General features: G+C 35.8%; 12 protein-coding genes. All 12 read right to left on the bottom strand.

The features are described 5' to 3' along the window. Nucleotides 1–123: 123 nt before the first annotated feature. Nucleotides 124–3,243 carry a TonB-dependent receptor gene (locus B0A80_RS15220; protein WP_089077796.1) on the bottom strand — a complete coding sequence of 1,040 codons (3,120 nt, stop codon included), beginning with the start codon at nt 3,241–3,243 and terminating at the stop codon, nt 124–126. A 337-nt stretch (nt 3,244–3,580) separates the two neighbouring features. Then, nucleotides 3,581–4,543, bottom strand: coding sequence for an alpha/beta fold hydrolase (locus tag B0A80_RS15215; protein WP_070907034.1), 963 nt, complete (start codon nt 4,541–4,543; stop codon nt 3,581–3,583). Nucleotides 4,544–4,632: 89 nt separating this feature from the next. Next, nucleotides 4,633–5,592, bottom strand: coding sequence for a 23S rRNA (adenine(1618)-N(6))-methyltransferase RlmF (rlmF, locus tag B0A80_RS15210; protein ID WP_089077795.1), 960 nt, complete (start codon nt 5,590–5,592; stop codon nt 4,633–4,635). Between the two features lie 63 nt (nt 5,593–5,655). Beyond that, nucleotides 5,656–6,318 carry a thiamine diphosphokinase gene (locus tag B0A80_RS15205; protein WP_070907032.1) on the bottom strand — a complete coding sequence of 221 codons (663 nt, stop codon included), beginning with the start codon at nt 6,316–6,318 and terminating at the stop codon, nt 5,656–5,658. Nucleotides 6,319–6,460: 142 nt separating this feature from the next. Beyond that, nucleotides 6,461–9,001 carry a T9SS type A sorting domain-containing protein gene (locus B0A80_RS15200; RefSeq protein ID WP_089077794.1) on the bottom strand — a complete coding sequence of 847 codons (2,541 nt, stop codon included), beginning with the start codon at nt 8,999–9,001 and terminating at the stop codon, nt 6,461–6,463. A 95-nt stretch (nt 9,002–9,096) separates the two neighbouring features. Next, nucleotides 9,097–9,537, bottom strand: coding sequence for a DinB family protein (locus B0A80_RS15195; protein WP_089077793.1), 441 nt, complete (start codon nt 9,535–9,537; stop codon nt 9,097–9,099). Nucleotides 9,538–9,542: 5 nt separating this feature from the next. Next, nucleotides 9,543–10,025: a GyrI-like domain-containing protein gene (locus tag B0A80_RS15190; RefSeq protein ID WP_089077792.1), complete on the bottom strand. Its 483-nt coding sequence runs from the start codon at nt 10,023–10,025 to the stop codon at nt 9,543–9,545. Between the two features lie 10 nt (nt 10,026–10,035). Then, complete coding sequence (locus tag B0A80_RS15185; protein WP_165769265.1) at nt 10,036–10,857, bottom strand: DUF4249 domain-containing protein; 822 nt, start codon at nt 10,855–10,857, stop codon at nt 10,036–10,038. A 37-nt stretch (nt 10,858–10,894) separates the two neighbouring features. Then, nucleotides 10,895–13,276 carry a TonB-dependent receptor gene (locus B0A80_RS15180; RefSeq protein WP_089077790.1) on the bottom strand — a complete coding sequence of 794 codons (2,382 nt, stop codon included), beginning with the start codon at nt 13,274–13,276 and terminating at the stop codon, nt 10,895–10,897. 218 nt (nt 13,277–13,494) lie between these two features. Further along, the gene (locus tag B0A80_RS15175; protein WP_089077831.1) at nt 13,495–15,717 is read right to left on the bottom strand and encodes an NADP-dependent isocitrate dehydrogenase; all 2,223 of its coding nucleotides are present in this window, start codon (nt 15,715–15,717) and stop codon (nt 13,495–13,497) included. Between the two features lie 279 nt (nt 15,718–15,996). Next, nucleotides 15,997–16,347: a 50S ribosomal protein L19 gene (rplS, locus tag B0A80_RS15170; protein ID WP_017495434.1), complete on the bottom strand. Its 351-nt coding sequence runs from the start codon at nt 16,345–16,347 to the stop codon at nt 15,997–15,999. A gap of 233 nt (nt 16,348–16,580) precedes the next feature. Beyond that, on the bottom strand, nt 16,581–17,711 hold the full coding sequence (locus B0A80_RS15165) for an agmatine deiminase family protein (protein WP_089077789.1): 1,131 nt from the start codon (nt 17,709–17,711) through the stop codon (nt 16,581–16,583). Nucleotides 17,712–17,757: the final 46 nt, after the last annotated feature.

The raw sequence follows: 17,757 nt of genomic DNA, 5'->3' as shown, positions 1-17,757 counted from the left end.
TTGGAGGATGAAAGATTAGTGTCGTAAAGATACGAGTTTGATTTCTTTTTTTCTGAAAGTATAATTCAAAAAAAAATCGTCAACAAATTTCATGTTGACGGTCTTTTTATAGTTGAGAATGATTTAGAAGCTAAGACTTAATCTTGCAAAAACAAAACGTCCGTTTTGACCAAATTGAGATATATTTCTGGAATACACAAATTGATTTTGGTTGGATAAATCAATAGCAGTTGGAGTAGTGGCATAGGTTATGTTTCCATTTGCATCAACGCCATTGGCTCTTCTTGCGGTTTGTGGCCCCAGGTTTTTGTCCGGATAAATATCAAAAATATTGTTAGCACCGATTATGATTTTAGCAATAGGACTAATTTTAAAACCTACAGACATGTCGGTAATCACTCTTCCTCCCCAAACAGGATGTTCATTTTCCACCGCTTTTCCATTTACAATAGTGGCGCCTACAAAACCATCACCGTTTACGTCAGCAACGTTTGGATCTGTTACTTCTCCAAAGTAAACGTTTCTTAGAAAGAAATCGAATTTTTTGTAAGTAAGGCCGTTTGTCAGATTTACTTTTACTCGCGGTACTGCTTCTTCTAAATAAATTCTTGAAGATTCTGAAAAATAAGTATTTACCTGACCTGCCGCTTCCAGTATAGGAGAAGCATGAATGTTTCCTATTTTATGTGTTTTTGAAAAGGTACCGGACAAGTCATTTTTTAAAGTCAGATTTTCATTTAGGTTCATTTTGTTGGTAAGTACTACATCAATTCCTTTAGATTCGGTATCAATGGCATTGGCGAAGAAAGTTGCCGCATTTGCGCCAGCCTGATCATACAAAGACTGAGTCAGTGGAGTTGGCGTAAACTGATCGGTAAGTACTACTCTGTCGTTTATTTTGATGTAATAAGCGTCTGCAGTTATAGTAAGGTTGGCTGATGGAATTTTAGCTGTAAATCCGGCGCTTATACTGGTTGACTCTTCTTGTTTTAATTTCGGAATTCCAAGTAATTTTGCGATTTCAGAATCATTGCTGAAAGTTCCTACTTCAAAAGGGACTCCTCCTGTAAATTGTGTTGCAGTGGATTCATAATAAATCTGATGTAAGGATGGAGCTCTGAATCCTGTTGAGAAAGCACCACGCAAATTGATGTTGTCTGTAAGTTTATAGCGGGTGGCAATTTTAAAATTAGTAGTACTTCCAAAATCAGAATAGTTTTCAAAGCGAACAGCTCCGTTTAATAACCATTTTTCGGTTACATCTAACTCTAAATCCGTATAAAGAGCTACACTATTTCTTTTTTCGGTTTTTGCATTTTCTGCTCTGTAACCCGGAAAAACCTGTGCTCCACCTGGTCTGGCGGCGCCATAAAAATCAGTCACTCTTATGTTGGCAGGTGTTGTACCGGTAACTACATTTCCATTGATATCGTATTGACTGTAAGAATCAGGAACTCCGGCATTGATACCGTACTGTTCGTAGCGATATTCGGCACCAAATGCGATATTCAGTGTATTGATTTTCTTGCTCATATCAAAATTCGTTGTGTTTTGAGCAAAACGTAAGCCTCCGGCATCAAATTCAGTAGGGGAGCCTTCTCTTAAAGTAGCATTTACAGTATTTTCGATATTATAATCAAAGGAATTTCGGCCATACGTATTGCTCAAATCAAAATGCCAGTCTTTGAAAATAGTACCTCTAAGTCCTGTTGCAGCAGAAAGGTCATTAATGGTAGAATGAATTTCAGGTAAGAAACCATTTAAGTATAAACCGGTATAAGATCTTGATTGATTAGGTCTTCTGAAAAAGCCGGCAGATTCACCATTTCTATAACTGGTTCCACCAAAAACATAAACTTCTAATTTATCATTTATGGGATAGGCGGCATTCAAAAAGAACTGAACACTTTTAAATTCAGATTGCCCTATTCTCATATTAAAGTTTCTTCTTTCAAGTTTTCGGTAAGCCAGTTCTCCGTCTGTGGCATCAAAATTTAAGGCCGTTTGTAATTGCGAAATAGTTGTGGCATTACTGATATTCGCTTGTTGTGCCCCGGTAAAATAACTTACTTTGGGAGCATAGTTTTTTATTAAGCTTACAATTTGAGCAGAATTAGGAGTATTGGTAATATTGCCGTACAGAGAATTTATATTTATTCCGTCTTCTGAAGCTCTTTGTTCAATCGCATTGTAAGCGTTATAGATAGTACCTGTGGCGTCATTAGCTCTGCTTGTAGCATCTCTTAATTGCAAGCTTCCTGTTAAATTAATAAAACTTTTTTCTTTGCCTAAATTTGTTCCGTAATTAACATCCATTTGGTAATTGTTACCATCATTTCCTCCCCTGTGATCGTTAGCATTTCGTGAAAAATTACTTCCTGAAAAGAGATTAATATCTATTTTTTTAGTGTCTTTTTTTATGTTGAGATTAATTACCCCTGCTATAGCGTCTGAACCATATTGAGCAGAAGCACCATCTCTAAGTACTTCTATTTTTTCAAGAGCGAAAGCGGGAATTGCATTCAAATCGGTTCCTACTGATCCTCTTCCCGGAGTTCCGTTTATGTTAACTAAAGAGGAGGTATGTCTTCTTTTTCCGTTTACCAAAACCAATACCTGATCAGGGCCTAAACCTCTTAATTGCGCCGGATCTAGGTGATCCGTTCCGTCAGCTACCGTTTGGGTATTTGAGGTAAAGGAAGGAGCTACCATGTTCAAAATCTGATTCAGGTTGGTTTGTGCTCCTTGCGTTGCAATATCCTTCATTGCAATAACATCTATAGGAACAGCTGATTCTGTAACAGTTCGGGTAGGGTTACGCGAACCAATAATCACTACATTCTCCAGGCTTTCACCACTGCCTCCTGATAGCGTAACATTTACAGTTGGTCCCACAACTGTTACGGTTTTGGTTTGTAATCCTACATATGAAAATTGCAAAACATCACCAACTTTAGCCTCAATAGTATAGTTTCCATCAATATCAGTAACAGCTCCTTTTTTGGTACTGATGACCAAAACAGTAACTCCCGGTAAAGAGGCTCCTGTGTCATCGACAACTTTTCCTTTGACAAGATCGGTTTGTTTGTTTTGATTGGTCTGAATGGTATTTTTTCGGTTTTTCGTATTTTCAGCAGCGGTAAGATTGTTGCCGTTTGCTAAAAGAACAGTGAATGCAAAAGGTGTGAGTAACACTTTTTGGAGTCGTAAATACATTTGGTTTTTGAATAGATTCTTCTTCATAATTCTGGTTTTATATTAGTTTGGTTTAAATTAATATGAAAGCAAAAAATAAATAACAAACGGGTCTGCTATAAATTATTTTGAAATTGAATTTGTTTTGGAATTTTTATTCAATAAATTTCTGAACCAAATGGTTATTGTCACTTTTTTAATTTATGACTGGTCCAGTAGATTGAAGGGTATGGTTCGCTCTATTTTGACGATTTTTTAAAATAGTTTTGCTATAATTGTAAATATATGTAATTTTAAGTTAAAACTATTGGTTAATTCTGTTTAAAGGTCCTTTTTTAAATTTTTAGTATTGATCTTGTGTTTACGTTGCGAAAAATATTTTTCTTTAAGGTTTTAAGTTTGCTTTCTTAGGATTTAAAAACTCAATTACCTGTTCATTTACTGATTTAGATTGATCTATGCTTAAAAAATGACCCGCATCGTTAATCGTTTTTGTTGTACCGTTTACTAAAAGTTTTTGAGCACGTTCAAGACTTTCTTCTGAATTGATAACATCATGATCTCCAATTAAAATCAAAACCGGATTGCTGATGAATTTTAGTTCATCATCTGAGAAAGGACGCATTTTCAGCATGCTTGAATTTGACTTTGCATATTTGTTGGCCAAATAGAATTGTTGTTTGTAAACCGGACTGATTTTTTCGGGATGAATAGAAAAAATGTTCAATGTTTTTTCGAAATTCTTTTCATTTGGAAAAAGTTTCAATAGTAAGGCCGGAGTCATCTTTCTTACTTTATCTACAGATTTGAAGGTCTGTGCCGGACTTAACAATACTATTTTATCAATTGAATTTTCTTTTTGAGTGGCTAGTAATGTTGCAATCCAGCCACCGCGGGAGGCTCCTATAAGATCAATATTTTTTAATTTGTAATGATTGAAAATTTCATTGTATAGGATAACAATTTCTTCTGAAGACAGTGGTTTTGTCGTCAAAGTAGATTTTCCGGGTTCCATTATAAAATCAATGGCATAAATGCGGTGTGTTTTGGAGAGTGCTTTTATGTTGGGATACCACATAGTCGAACTCGCATCCATACCATGTAGGAGCACTAGATCTTTACCGTTTTCTACACCGCTAATAATTATATGAGCTGTTCCGTAAGTTGTAGGTATAGTTTCCTCGGTATAAGGAATATCCCAAAGCTTTAGTGCCTGATCGTATGAATTTATATAAACTTGTTTTTCGCTTTTTGTTTTAAAAACATAATCGTCAAATTTCGTCTTTTTAGAAGCCGCACAACCTGCTAGTAAAAACAACAACAATACTTTAAAGAAAATTTTTGCCATAGGAATAAAATTCAAATTACTTTAAAGGTACAAAAATGGTAACTCTAAAAAGTATCAGAATTTTATTTTAAACTATTAGAATTTCAATATCAGGCATTTTCAAAGTTCCAGGCCTTTTGTTGGTTTTCACTTAAAAAAGTCCAGGCTACAATTCGGCTTGTTTTTTGGCCCTGAGCCATATCAATTGTTTGAATATCGACCGCATTTACTTTGTTTAATGTTTTGTAAATGCTGTAAAGATTATCTCTTTTGGATACTAAAGTGGTGAACCAGAGACATTGTGTGGCATATTTAGCGCTTTCGTAAATCATTTGAGTGATAAAACGAAGCTCACCTCCATCACACCATAATTCCGCATTTTGACCTCCGAAGTTTAAAACAGGGTTTACTTTCTTTTTGTCCTTCGGGTTTAAATTAGAAACTTTACGAACGGTACTTTTATTGGCTTCTTCTGCCGAAGCATGAAAAGGCGGATTGCACATCGTGAACGTAAAACGATCTTCGGGAGTAATGATGTTTTTAAAAATAAAGCGCGATTCTGTTTGTTGCTGAAGGCTAATGGCTTCAATTAGTTTTGGATTTGCTTCAATAATTTTACTGCAGTTTTCGATTGCTTTTCTATCGATATCTGTTCCAACAAAGTCCCAGCCGTAAACAGCATTTCCTAAAATAGGATAAATGCAGTTAGAACCCGTACCTACATCTAAACCTAACACGGATGATCCCTGAGGAATAGTTCCGTTATTAGTTTCGGCCAGTAAATCGGCCAGATAATGGATGTAATCTGTTCTTCCGGGAATTGGCGGACAAAGATAGTTTTTAGGAATGTCCCAATTTTGTATGTCATAATAGGTTTTCAGTAAAGCTTTGTTGAGCAGTTTTACCGAAAGGGGATTGCTGAAATCAATAGTTTCAATTCCGTGATTATTTACGGCAACCTGCGCTTTTAATTCAGGGCAATTTGCAATAAGAAGTTCGAAATCATAACGTGAACGATGCAGATTTCGGGGATGTAAATTGTTTTTTTCGGAATTGTCTGTTGGTTTCATTTTGTGAATTTGGGTGCAAAGATAGTCATTCCTTTTTTGTGATTGCATTCAGAACAACAATCCTTAATCCATACATTCCATCAACAGTAAATCACCATCGGTATGGATAATGGTTACCAGACCATCCTGAAGAACAGAATTGCTGCTTCCGGTTCTGTAGCCAATGGTTAAGGTATCGTTTTCAAGAGGATATTGTAAATTGGTCGAATAAATTCCGTTAACTACCCCAATCGGAATCAAGGAAATAGGAGTTTTTGCGGTGTACCACTTTTCGAATTTTTGAGGGAGTAAGAATACTTTCGAATGATCGTCCAGTATAACAATTTTAAGCAAATCGCGGTAGCGGGCAATATTGGTGATATTGGTTATGGTATGGTCCGCACGTTTTCCGGTGGCCCAGACAACATTTACAGCAGGGATTTTTCGATCGATTAAATAATCAAAAGCTTTCTCCAGATCGGTTTTGTCCTGATCGGGTGTATGAACAATTTCGATAGGATATTGTGTGGTCTTGTATATTTCAGGATCAAAACCACGGTCGAAATCACCCAGAAGGACATCGACTTTAATGCCCAGTTCAATTACTCTTTCAATGGCTGAATCAAGTACAATAACCAGAGGAGACCATTCCAGTAATTGTCCTAATAATTCCGGATGGCATGCTGCTCCGTTGGCGATAATTAAAGCGGGTTCCTGGTCGTCGCGTACGATATGGTGTGAAGACATTTAGTTTTTAATTTGAAATGTGCTGCAAATGTACAAAAGTTATGAGCTGTAAAAGATCAGGCAAATAACTAAATTATTTGGAATGGAGATTTTACGGGAATAGGGAAACAAAAAAAATGCTCTCAATTAAGAGAGCATTTGGTTAATTTTTTAAAAATTTGTTTGTTGTTGTTCCTTTGTTTGAATTTATTTTAACGAAGTAAATCCCTTTACTCAATTCCGAAACATTGATGTTCGAGAAGTTTTTTATGTTTTTGGTATCTAATACAGATTGTCCAAGTGTATTATAAATTTGTATTGATTTTATAGATAGATTTTCATCTGACGAAATGTTCAGTACATCTTTAACCGGATTAGGAAATAAAACAAGATTAGAATTGTCATTGTTTAAGAAATAATCGGGTGTATCCAATGTGCTTTTAGTGCCAAGTAATCGGATTGTTCCATTAGACCAGTTGTTTTTGTATTTTACAAAATTACCTGTTACCAAAAGTTTTCCGTCTTTTTGAATTTTAATGGCAGTGATGTTACCATCAAATCCTTCACCTGAATCAAATGTGGTGTCAATTTCTCCATTTTTCTCTAATCGTTTAAAGTCATTTATCTGATAATCAGTGGTGCTGTTTCGATTAGTGAAAAGTATAATTTGATCATTAGACTGTATTTCCATACCTCGTACAAGATGCGCTACATAAGTAGAATTATATTCAGTAAATGATGCATCTGTAGAGCCATCCGTATTTAAGCGTTTTAGAACACAACTCTTTTCTGTTATAGAATTAAAATTTAGCTGCCCCGCGATGATGATTTTTCCATCAGATTGTATGCCAGTAGTGTAGATAAATCCGGTTAGGTTTTCATCAGGACGGAAAGTATTGTCAAATGTTCCGTCACTATTAAATCTTGCAATTCGATTGATTTTTGTTTCGTTATAAGAAGTAAAATTACCGGCTACAATTATTTTTCCATCTTTTTGCACTGCTGAAGTGTAGCAGAGATTGTTAAATCCTCTGACTGAAGCAAAGCTAAGATCTTTAGAGCCATCGCTATTTAATCTTGTAAGACTGTCCTGGCCATCAGAAGTAACTAAGATTTTTCCATCGGAAAGCAATATTAAATTGTATATGCGTCCAAGGTAAATAGGGGCCGAAAAAGAAGCATCTATTGTAAAATCATCATTGTATCTTACCAAACTACTTACGCCTGTAGATTCAATTTTATTTAAGATAACTTTACCATCTGGCAGAACAATTCCTTTTCTAAAGGTATTTTTTTCGCTTTTAGGGGATGTAAACAGGTTTTGGTATAAATTTTTATTCTGAGAAAGCTTGCCATTTTTGTTTAGCAATTTTATACCATCATGATATTTTGTATTAAAGGTACTTTTACTATTTCCCAGAACAAGAATGTCGCCATTCGGTTTTTCTAAAATATCATTTCCTGCATAAAAAGTACTTGGTTGTTCTTGTGCGTTAATTTCAGAAGTAGTTAAATCTAATTTAATAAATCGGTTAAAAGAAGTACTTCCTCCTGTAAAGTTTACAATATTCTCCGTACAAACTAATAATTTATTATCCGGGCACAACAAAATTTTATTTGAATTTGTGTTTGCGTCTAATTTTGCTACAACTGTATTATCAATGGAGCCATCATTATTAATGAGTGTCAAATCGCTTTTTAGTATTTTATCATTCGAGAGAAGAATAAAATCTTTTACTGTTGCCATTGGGAATCCTGGCACAACGTATTTAAATGATGTGTCTTTAGATCCGTCGGTGTTGAACCTCATAAAACCGGAGGTCCCAATATATTTGAATGTACTGTAACAACCACCAAATAATATTTTTCCATCTTTTTGAATGCCCAATTTACAATCGTACATACTATCATACCCAACAGTATTGTTGGAACAAATTCCTCCAAATCCTTCTATAGCAGTAAATCCTGAATCTAAAGTACCATCAGAATTTAAACGGTCAATTCTATAACTTGTTTCTTTGTTGAATGTATTCTCATAGGCTCTTACTACTTTACCATCAGTTTGCAGTTCAAATTTGAAAATATTATAAGGGTAACCGGAGCCTGGTTGAAAAGTTTTATCCACAGTACCGTCAGCATTTAGGCGCAGCATATTGCGGCCAGTAAATTTTTGATAAATAGAAACATCAAAAACTCCCGCTATTAGTATTTTTCCATCGGGCTGTATTTTTATCGAACGTATAATTGTAAACGTAAATGAATTGAATCCTTTATCAGAAAGATTAAATGTATTGTCAAGAGTACCATCAGCATTTAACCTGATTATTTTGTTTACCGGTTTTCCATCATAAGTTGTAAAAGCGCCACCAATCAGAATTTTTCCATCCGGTTGTATTGCTAAACCTGACGGTGCAGAACTAAACCCTAAGCCAGTTTTGAACGTTTCATCAAGAGACAAATCTTTATTTAACCTCAAAATATTGTTACCTTTTACTGCATTCTTGTCATTGTACAATTTATAAGAACTGGAATTTCCAACCAAAACTATTTTCCCATCAGGCTGTAAAGCAAAATCTTTGCTGAACAAAGTTAAACTGGGAAGATAATCTTTGGTATCAAAATCCGGGTCAATATTTGAAGAAACTTGAGCATTGCTCGATAATGATATAAAAAAAAGAAATAATAAGAAGTAGTGTTTTTTCATAAATGATTTTTTGTATCAAATATATTGTTAATATTTTATTTGTACAGACAAAAAAGCAATTGTTTCTTCTTATTTTTTGCAGTCTTAAATTTAAGTTATAGTAATCTTCTGTGGTAATTGATTTGCCCTAAATGATAGGCTAAATGAGTAGAAAGATGCACTAAAAAGAAACCGGTTGTCATTTCTTTTTCGAAAACAATTTGCGGATAAATAAGCTCTAAATCGGCTTCGGTTAGGCTATCAAGGGTGTTGTTTACCACCAAAATAGTATGCTCAATTTTGCTGATGAGCTCAGATCTTGGAATATCTTTCAGGGAAAATTCCAATGGACGATCACGAACATAATCTGTTTTTCCTAATTCGGCACTAATATAGCTATTTATGTTTCCCATAAGATGCAAACAAAGATTTCCGGCTGAATTGGAAATATCCGGTGCAATTGTCCAAATCAGAGCTTCGTTTTGATAGGATTCGATTTCAACTTTTAATTTGTTCAGGTCTCTGTTAAAAAGAATTTTTAAGGTATCGATCAACATGGTTTCTAAGCTTTTTGGGTTATCGGAATCCAGATTTCTTCTTCAGAATCCGGATCTTCTTTTTTGTATTTTTCACCCATTATGGCAAAGTGCGGTCTTTCATCAACCGTATACGCTGAATTAGGGAGCCAATCTACAAAAATTTCACGATACGTTTTGTGGCCTTCACTTTGAGGGCCTTTATGAACAAAAACAGCATACAATCCCTCAGGAATTACCAAAGATTTCATTTCCTGTGGTATTTCATCAAATGCAGAGACTTCGACTGCGGCCCATTTTTCGAAGGTATTTCCGGGATCAAAATTGTCAAAATGTGCCGTTGGAAAAACTTCCAGAGAATACAAGTCGGTATCGACCATGTTCTTAATTTCTTTCCGTTTCGGCATAAACGAACTCCACAATTCATGGGTTTTGTTTTCCAAAAATGACATTATTATGTATTTACCAATTAGTTTTTTTTCGGATAAGATCTGAATTCTGGCTTCCATTTTTTACTGATTATTGAATTTTATATTTTTTGTAATCGGTTTCACTAAGCGAAAAATAACCTAACGGAAAATTAGCCTTATCGGCCGTATTGATAATATTTCCTCTTACGGTTGCGGGAGGAGACTGAAAAGGTCCGCCAACATTGTTTCCGGCAATACTCACCAGAATACTCATATAATTGTAATATTGTTTCGAGATGCCGTAATGTGTCATTTCGACTTCATTACCAACTTTTAAATCGTCATCATCTGAAGTGCTGAAATATTCATTCCCCTGAAAAAATTTGTCTTCAGTAACGTAATAAGTTGAGGTAATTTTAGTCGAATATACATATTTAAAAAGATAAAAATTATCGGCATTGGCAGGATCGTTAAAATAAGCACGGGTTTCCACTTTTTTTCCTGATAAACCGCCCTGATTGTTTTGCTCCACCCGGGTTATGGGAGCGACTGATTTCATAGATTCAGTGGCAGTATAAGTAATTCCGCCGGAAATCACCGTTAAGGTATAGATTTCGTCGATTACCGGAATAAAATTCGAGCAAACATAACGTCCAGTTTTTGGAACTTCACTAAAATTGAACTTTATGTTCTGGCTGTTCGTGATAAATACGGTTGCACCCGAAACAATTGGAATAACATTTTGAAAATAACCTGTAGTGGTGGTCAGTTTTATGGTTTGTTGCTTTCCTGTAGTTCCTTTTTGCCAGTTTATTGCCGCTTCTATAACTAATTTTGGCGGAGCAGTATCCAGATTAACATCCACAACTTCTTCACAGGCGGTGAAGAAAATGGATATAAAAAGGACAATTAAGAGAGTTGCTTTTTTCATGATCGGTCTTTTATTTTCTTTGGAGGGAAAGGTGGTCTTAAAATTTAAAATTATAGCTAACAGCAGGAACAATTCCGAAAATTGAAGTTTTTACGGCTTCATTTGCAGCGGTATCAGTATTTTGGCGGAAATTAATCGAGGCTGCATTCTGGCGGTTGTATAAATTGTAAATACTAAAAACCCATTCTGCTTTCCATTTTCTGTCTTTGTTTCTTCGGGGTGTCAAAGTTGCCGAAACATCTAAATGATGATAGGCCGGCAAACGGTTGTCGTTTCTTAAACCATAACTGGGCACCGTGATTCCTAAATACTGATATTGTCCATTTGGATAGGTAACAGGCTGTCCTGACTGAAGCGCAAAATTAGCTCCAAAAGACCATTTCTCGTTCAGGTTATAAGCTGATGTCACGGCTAAATTATGCGTTTTATCATAGGCAGAACTGTACCATTGTCCGTTGTTGATACCGATCTCCTCGGGAGTTCTTCCCGGAGTCTGCTGTTGTGATTTGGATAGGGTATAGGAAATCCATCCGTTGAATTTGCCTTCGTTTTTCTTAAGCATAAATTCGACACCATAAGCTCTCATTCTTCCGTTCAGAACTATTTGTTCGATCGCATTATTCGCAATCAAATCAGCACCATCGATATAATCAAGTCGGTTTTGAACCTTTTTATAATACGTTTCTACTTCAACAGTATAGGCGCCATTATTAATATTTCTAAAATAACCCAAAGCAACCTGATCTGCAATCTGGGGTTTGATGTAGTTATCACTAGGCATCCACACGTCAAGCGGAGTAGGTGATGAGGTATTCGAAATCAATTGAAGATACTGCGCCATGCGGTTATAGCTTGCTTTAATAGCCTGATCGTCGTTTAACTGATAAGAAACCGAAAGTCGCGGTTCGAAATTGTTGTAATCCTGAATGACCTTGTTTTTACCGAAGTATTTTGTTGAGACAGGGATTCCTTTTTCGTAAATCTGCATATTATTATTGAAGGTTACAGCCTCATTATTGTTGTAATAATTAATAGTAGAAGCACCTAAGCGGTAGAAAAGACTGTAACGCAAGCCATAAGCTAGTGTGAGTTTTTTGGAAAGCTGATTCTCGGCTTCGATATAAACTGAAGGTTCAAAAGCATATTTTTTGTCCAGCTGGTCCGGATTAATTCCGGATTTTTCATTACTTGGTTTAATGGTTCCGGGATTAAATTCATAGTAAATTCCGTTTAAACCGTAGTTCAGTTTGAATTTATCCGAGACATAGTTTTTGAAATCATACTTGATGTTGTAATTTTTAATTCCGGAGTCCCATTTAAAGCCTACAAAATCTAAGTCAAGACCGTAATAGTAATCGCTGTAAATTAGAGATAAATTGGCAAATAGCTTATCAGAGTACAAGTGGTTCCAACGCAGGTTGAGGGTCGAATTTCCGTAGATATTGGTAAAGCTCTTGTTCAGACTAAATACGTCGCGGCCAAAATAACCTGATAAATACAAGCTGTTGTTTTCGTTTAGCTTATAACTCAATTTAGTATTCAAATCATAGAAATAAGCAGCGTTGTTTTTTTGATCTTCAGATAACTTTAGAAATAAATGAGCGTAAGAAGCTCTTCCTCCAATCAGGAAAGAACCTTTGTCTTTCACTAGAGGTCCTTCGGCTAAAATTCGACTTGAAACTAATCCAATTCCACCATTGACGTGAAACTCTTTGCTGTTTCCGTCTTTCTGATAAATGTCTAAAACAGAGGAGGCTCTTCCGCCATAGCGAGCCGGAATTCCTCCCTTATATAATTTTAAATCTTTGATGGCATCCGGATTAAAAACGGAGAAAAAACCAAATACGTGAGAAGAATTAAAGATGGTGGCTTCGTCCAGCAAAATCAAATTCTGATCGGCACCCCCGCCACGTACATTGAACCCCGAAGCACCTTCACCTGCATTTGTGACTCCCGGGAGCAATAAAATTGATTTTATGACATCGACTTCACCCAAAACAACCGGCATTCTTTTGATGGTAGCAATAGAGAGTTTATTGGCACTCATCTCAGGCGATTTGATGTTGATTTTACTTTTATTATCGGTAATTATGACCTCTTTAAGTTCTTCACCGCTTTCGGTAATGGCAAAATTATTTTTAGTGTTTTGATTTAAAGCAATGGTTTTTTGAAGAGTCTGATAACCAACATAGCTAATTTCAATTTGATGCTCTCCCTTTGGAACAGTTAGGGAATAAAAACCATATTCATTGGTGGTAGTACCAATTTTTAAGGCTGGAATATAGAGGTTTACGCCAATTAAAGTTTCATTGTTTTTAAAGTCGGTGATGGTACCGCTCAGTGTAAATTTTTCCTGAGAAAATGATGTTAAAATGGTAAATAGAAAAAATAAAAAAGCAGTTATTTTTTTGGTGGTCATTATCTTGGTTTTGAGTTACATAGTTAACGATTCTTGTTAAATATTTTTGCACAACAATTGTTAAACATAAGTTAAGAATCACTTTTTCTCTAAGGTTCAAAGGTACACAGGTGTGGAGGTTCAAAGTTTTTTTTAGTTCAATTCACAAAAAAAAGACAACTGTTGAAAGTTGTCTTTTTAGTGAAGAGATGTTTTTATCTCTCTATTATTTTATACTGCTATTTTATTTGAGCAATAATAGAGTTGAATGTTTCGCTTGGTCGCATTGCTTTGCTTACTAACTCTGGAGTTGGTTGGTAATAACCGCCAATCGTTTGAGGCTTTCCTTGTGCACCAATTAATTCAGCATCGATTTTAGCTTCGTTAGCTTCAAATTCAGCAGCAATTGGAGTGAAGATCGCTTTTAATTCAGCATCTTTGTTTTGAGCAGCCAAAGCCTGAGCCCAATAGTATGCAAGGTAAAAATGAGAACCACGGTTGTCAATCTGACCTACTTTACGAGCTGGAGATTTATCATTGGCAAGGAATTTATCATTTGCCTGGTCTAAAGTTTCAGACAGAACAATTGCTTTAGAATTGTCTAAAGTTTGTCCTAAATGCTCTAAAGAAGCACCAAGCGCTAAAAATTCTCCTAATGAATCCCAACGTAAATATCCTTCTTCTGTAAATTGCTCTACGTGTTTTGGAGCAGAACCTCCGGCACCCGTTTCAAACAATCCACCACCGTTCATTAACGGAACGATAGATAACATTTTAGCAGAAGTTCCTAATTCCAGAATTGGAAACAAATCGGTTAAATAATCACGTAAAACGTTTCCGGTTACCGAGATAGTGTCTAAACCTTTGATGATTCTGTCTAAAGTAAATTCAGTAGCAGCAACTGGGTTTAAGATGCGAATATCCAGATTTACGGTATTGTGATCTTTTAAATATTTTTGAACTTTTGCAATTAATTCTCTGTCATGCGCTCTGTTTTCGTCTAACCAGAAAACGGCAGGAGTATCAGATAAACGGGCTCTGTTTACAGCTAGTTTAACCCAGTCCTGAATTGGAGCGTCTTTGGCTTGACACATTCTGAAAATATCATTAGTTTCAACGTTTTGTTCCATTAAAACAGTTCCTTTGTTGTCTGTTACACGAACAACTCCGTCAGCTTTAATTTGGAATGTTTTGTCGTGAGATCCGTATTCTTCTGCTTTTTGAGCCATTAAACCTACGTTAGGAACACTTCCCATTGTTTTAGGATCAAAAGCACCGTGTTTTTTACAGAAATCGATAGTAGCCGTGTAAATTCCAGCGTAAGAGCGATCCGGAATAACTGCGATTGTGTCTTGTTGTTTACCTTCTTTATTGTACATCTGTCCTGAAGTACGAATCATTGCCGGCATAGAAGCATCAACAATTACATCCGAAGGTACGTGTAAGTTTGTAATTCCTTTATCAGAATTCACCATTGCCAAAGCAGGACCGTTTTCGATTGCTTTAGTAATGTCAGCTTCCACTTCCGCTTGTTCAGGTCTTCCTGCAATTTTTGCATAGATATCACCTAAACCATTTCTGGTGTCAATGTTTAATTCTGCAAATAAAGTTTCGTATTTTTTGAAAAGATCAGCAAAGTATACTTCAACGATAGCGCCAAAGATAATTGGATCTGATACTTTCATCATGGTTGCTTTTAAGTGTACCGAAAGTAAAACACCTTCTTTTTTAGCATCAGCGATAGCATCAGCAGCAAAAGCTTTTAATTTTTTTACACTTAAAACAGAACTGTCAATGATCTCACCTGCTTTAAGCGGAGTACTGGCTTTTAATACAGTAGTTGTACCGTCTTTTGCAACGAATTCAATTTTTACATCGTTAGCTTCTGCAACTGTAAGCGATTTTTCACTTCCGTAGAAATCACCGCTTGGCATTGAAGCTACTTTTGTTTTAGAATCAGCAGACCAGGCACCCATGGAGTGTGGATTTGATTTTGCAAAGTTTTTTACTGCTCGTGGTGCTCTACGATCAGAGTTTCCTTCACGTAAAACCGGGTTTACAGCAGAACCTAAAACTTTAGCATATTTTGCTTTAATTTCCTTTTCGGCATCATTTTGCGGATCTTCAGGATAATTTGGAATTCCGTAACCATGTGACTGTAACTCAGCAATAGCCGCTTTTAATTGCGGTACCGATGCAGAAATGTTTGGTAATTTGATGATGTTAGCATCAGGCTGTGTTGCCAACTGACCTAATTCAGCCAAGGCATCTCCGGTTTTTTGAGCAGCTGTTAGAAGCTCAGGAAAATTAGATAAAATTCTGCCAGCCAAAGAGATGTCTCTGGTTTCAATAGCGATACCAGCAGTACCCGTAAATGCTTGAACAATAGGTAAAAAAGAATAAGTCGCTAACAAGGGCGCCTCATCAGTTAAGGTGTAATAGATTTTCGAATTCTGTGTCATTTTTTTTTTTTTTATAATCGTATCGCCAGAGAATGGCAATGTAAAAGGTATAGTCGGCTCAGAATGAGCGGAGCAAATATAATAAAAACAGTCCGAAAACGGTGTAGTTTTCAGGAGAAATGCCGAAATTATCAGATTGTTATTTCGGGATCGTTAAATTGTCAAATCGACGATTTTGGTATTAAAAAATTACGGTTTTGGCATTCTGAAAATGAAGCCCAAAAAAAAACTCGTTTCAAATGATATGAAACGAGTTTTTTATAACCAATAGATAAATGATTATCTTCTTTTATCTTTAATCTTAGCTTTTTTACCAGTAAGTTCTCTGAAGTAGAAAATTCTAGCTCTACGTACAGCTCCTTTTTTGTTGATTTCAATTTTTTGTAAAGCTGGTAAGTTTACCGGGAAGATACGCTCAACTCCAATAGCTCCAGACATTTTACGAATAGTGAAAGTTTCTGTGTTACCAGAACCTCTTCTTTGAATAACAACTCCTTTAAAAAACTGAGTTCTTGTTTTTTCACCCTCTTTAATTTCGTAGTAAACTGTGATAGTATCTCCAGCTCCGAAAACAGGGAAATCTTTTTTAGCAACGAATTCGTTTTGAACGAACTTTAATAAATCTGCCATGATAATTTTTATTATTGTTTATTTAGAGTAACATTCACGTATTTCGCCAGAGGTTAGTCTAATTCGGGTGCAAATGTAAAAAATAATTGTAAATTATGAATTATAAAATGTAAATTATTTTAAGTTGCTGATAAATTGAAGGTTAAGAGTTTCAGGTTTCAGGTTTCAAGTTTTGATTACGGATCATAAGAACCTGAAACTTGAAACTTGAAACCTGAAACAAAAGAAACTTTTTATTTTGGCTGCTGCTGCGTCACACAGTGGATCATTCCCCCGTTAGCGTATAAATTACGAACGTCGATACCGATTACCTTTCTGTTAGGATACAAGCTTTGAATCAATTGATTGGCAACAGCATCATTAGGATCATTGTAATTAGGAACCAATACAACTGTGTTTCCAATGTAATAATTAACATAAGAACCTTTGTAGCCTAATTTTTTTCCATAGGTCGTTACCACTTTGTTTTGAGTCAAAGGCAGTTTTAGGAAATTGTATTTTTTACCTTTTAAATCTTTTGAATTGTACAAAGTAGGGATGTCTCCTTCTGGTACTTCCCAGTACAATAAATCATCTTCGCTCATCGTCACGATGGTGTTGTCATTACCAAATCGTGCAAAGCCATCAATGTGCATGTCGGTAATTTCTTTTCCTGCTTTTCCGTTAAGCCAGATGAAGTTAGAGACTCCTAAATATTTTTTAAAAATGGCTTCAGCTTGTGCCTGACTCATTCCAGGATTACGATTTGAGTTCAGAATTGAGCTTTTAGTAGCTAATAAGGTTCCTTTTCCATCTATTTCTACAGCTCCGCCTTCGTTGATCATGATAGCATTTAAATCTACAACAGTTGTGTTTTGATCTGCGGCAATTTGTGCTGGTATGGTGTTGCAGTTTTTAAAATCAGCTTTTTCTCCCCAGCCATTAAAGCCCCAGTCCTGAATTACCAATTGGTTGTTTTTGTCTTTTACATAAATAGGACCATTATCTCGTACCCAAACATCATCCGTTTTATAGATTTTAAAATCGATGGCAGAAAGAGAAACTCCTGCATTTTGTAATAAAGTTGTAATTCTGTTCTTTTCGTTGGTATTATATGCAACGATATGCACCTTTTCACTTGTCGACAATGATTTTGTCATGGCAACCCATGTGGCATCCAAATCATCTCTATAGTTAATACCGTATTGATATTGGTGTGGCCATTGCAGCCAGGTTCCTTCATGCGGAGCAGATTCTTCAGGCATGGTATACATAATCTCGCTTTTAGTGGATTCAGTTGGTTCGTTAGGTGTTGCAGACATTCCGTCTTCCTGACAGGAAGTGAACAAAGGAAGTAGTACTATTGGTAAAAATAATTTTTTCATCTTAATTTGAGTTTGTTGTGGATTAACTTGTTTAGCGTCATTGTGT

This window comes from Flavobacterium tructae (genome assembly GCF_002217475.1).
GTDB classification, from domain to species: Bacteria; Bacteroidota; Bacteroidia; order Flavobacteriales; family Flavobacteriaceae; genus Flavobacterium; species Flavobacterium tructae.
The sequence above is the reverse complement of the archived record's forward strand: the minus strand, read 5'-3'. Positions and strand labels throughout refer to the sequence as shown.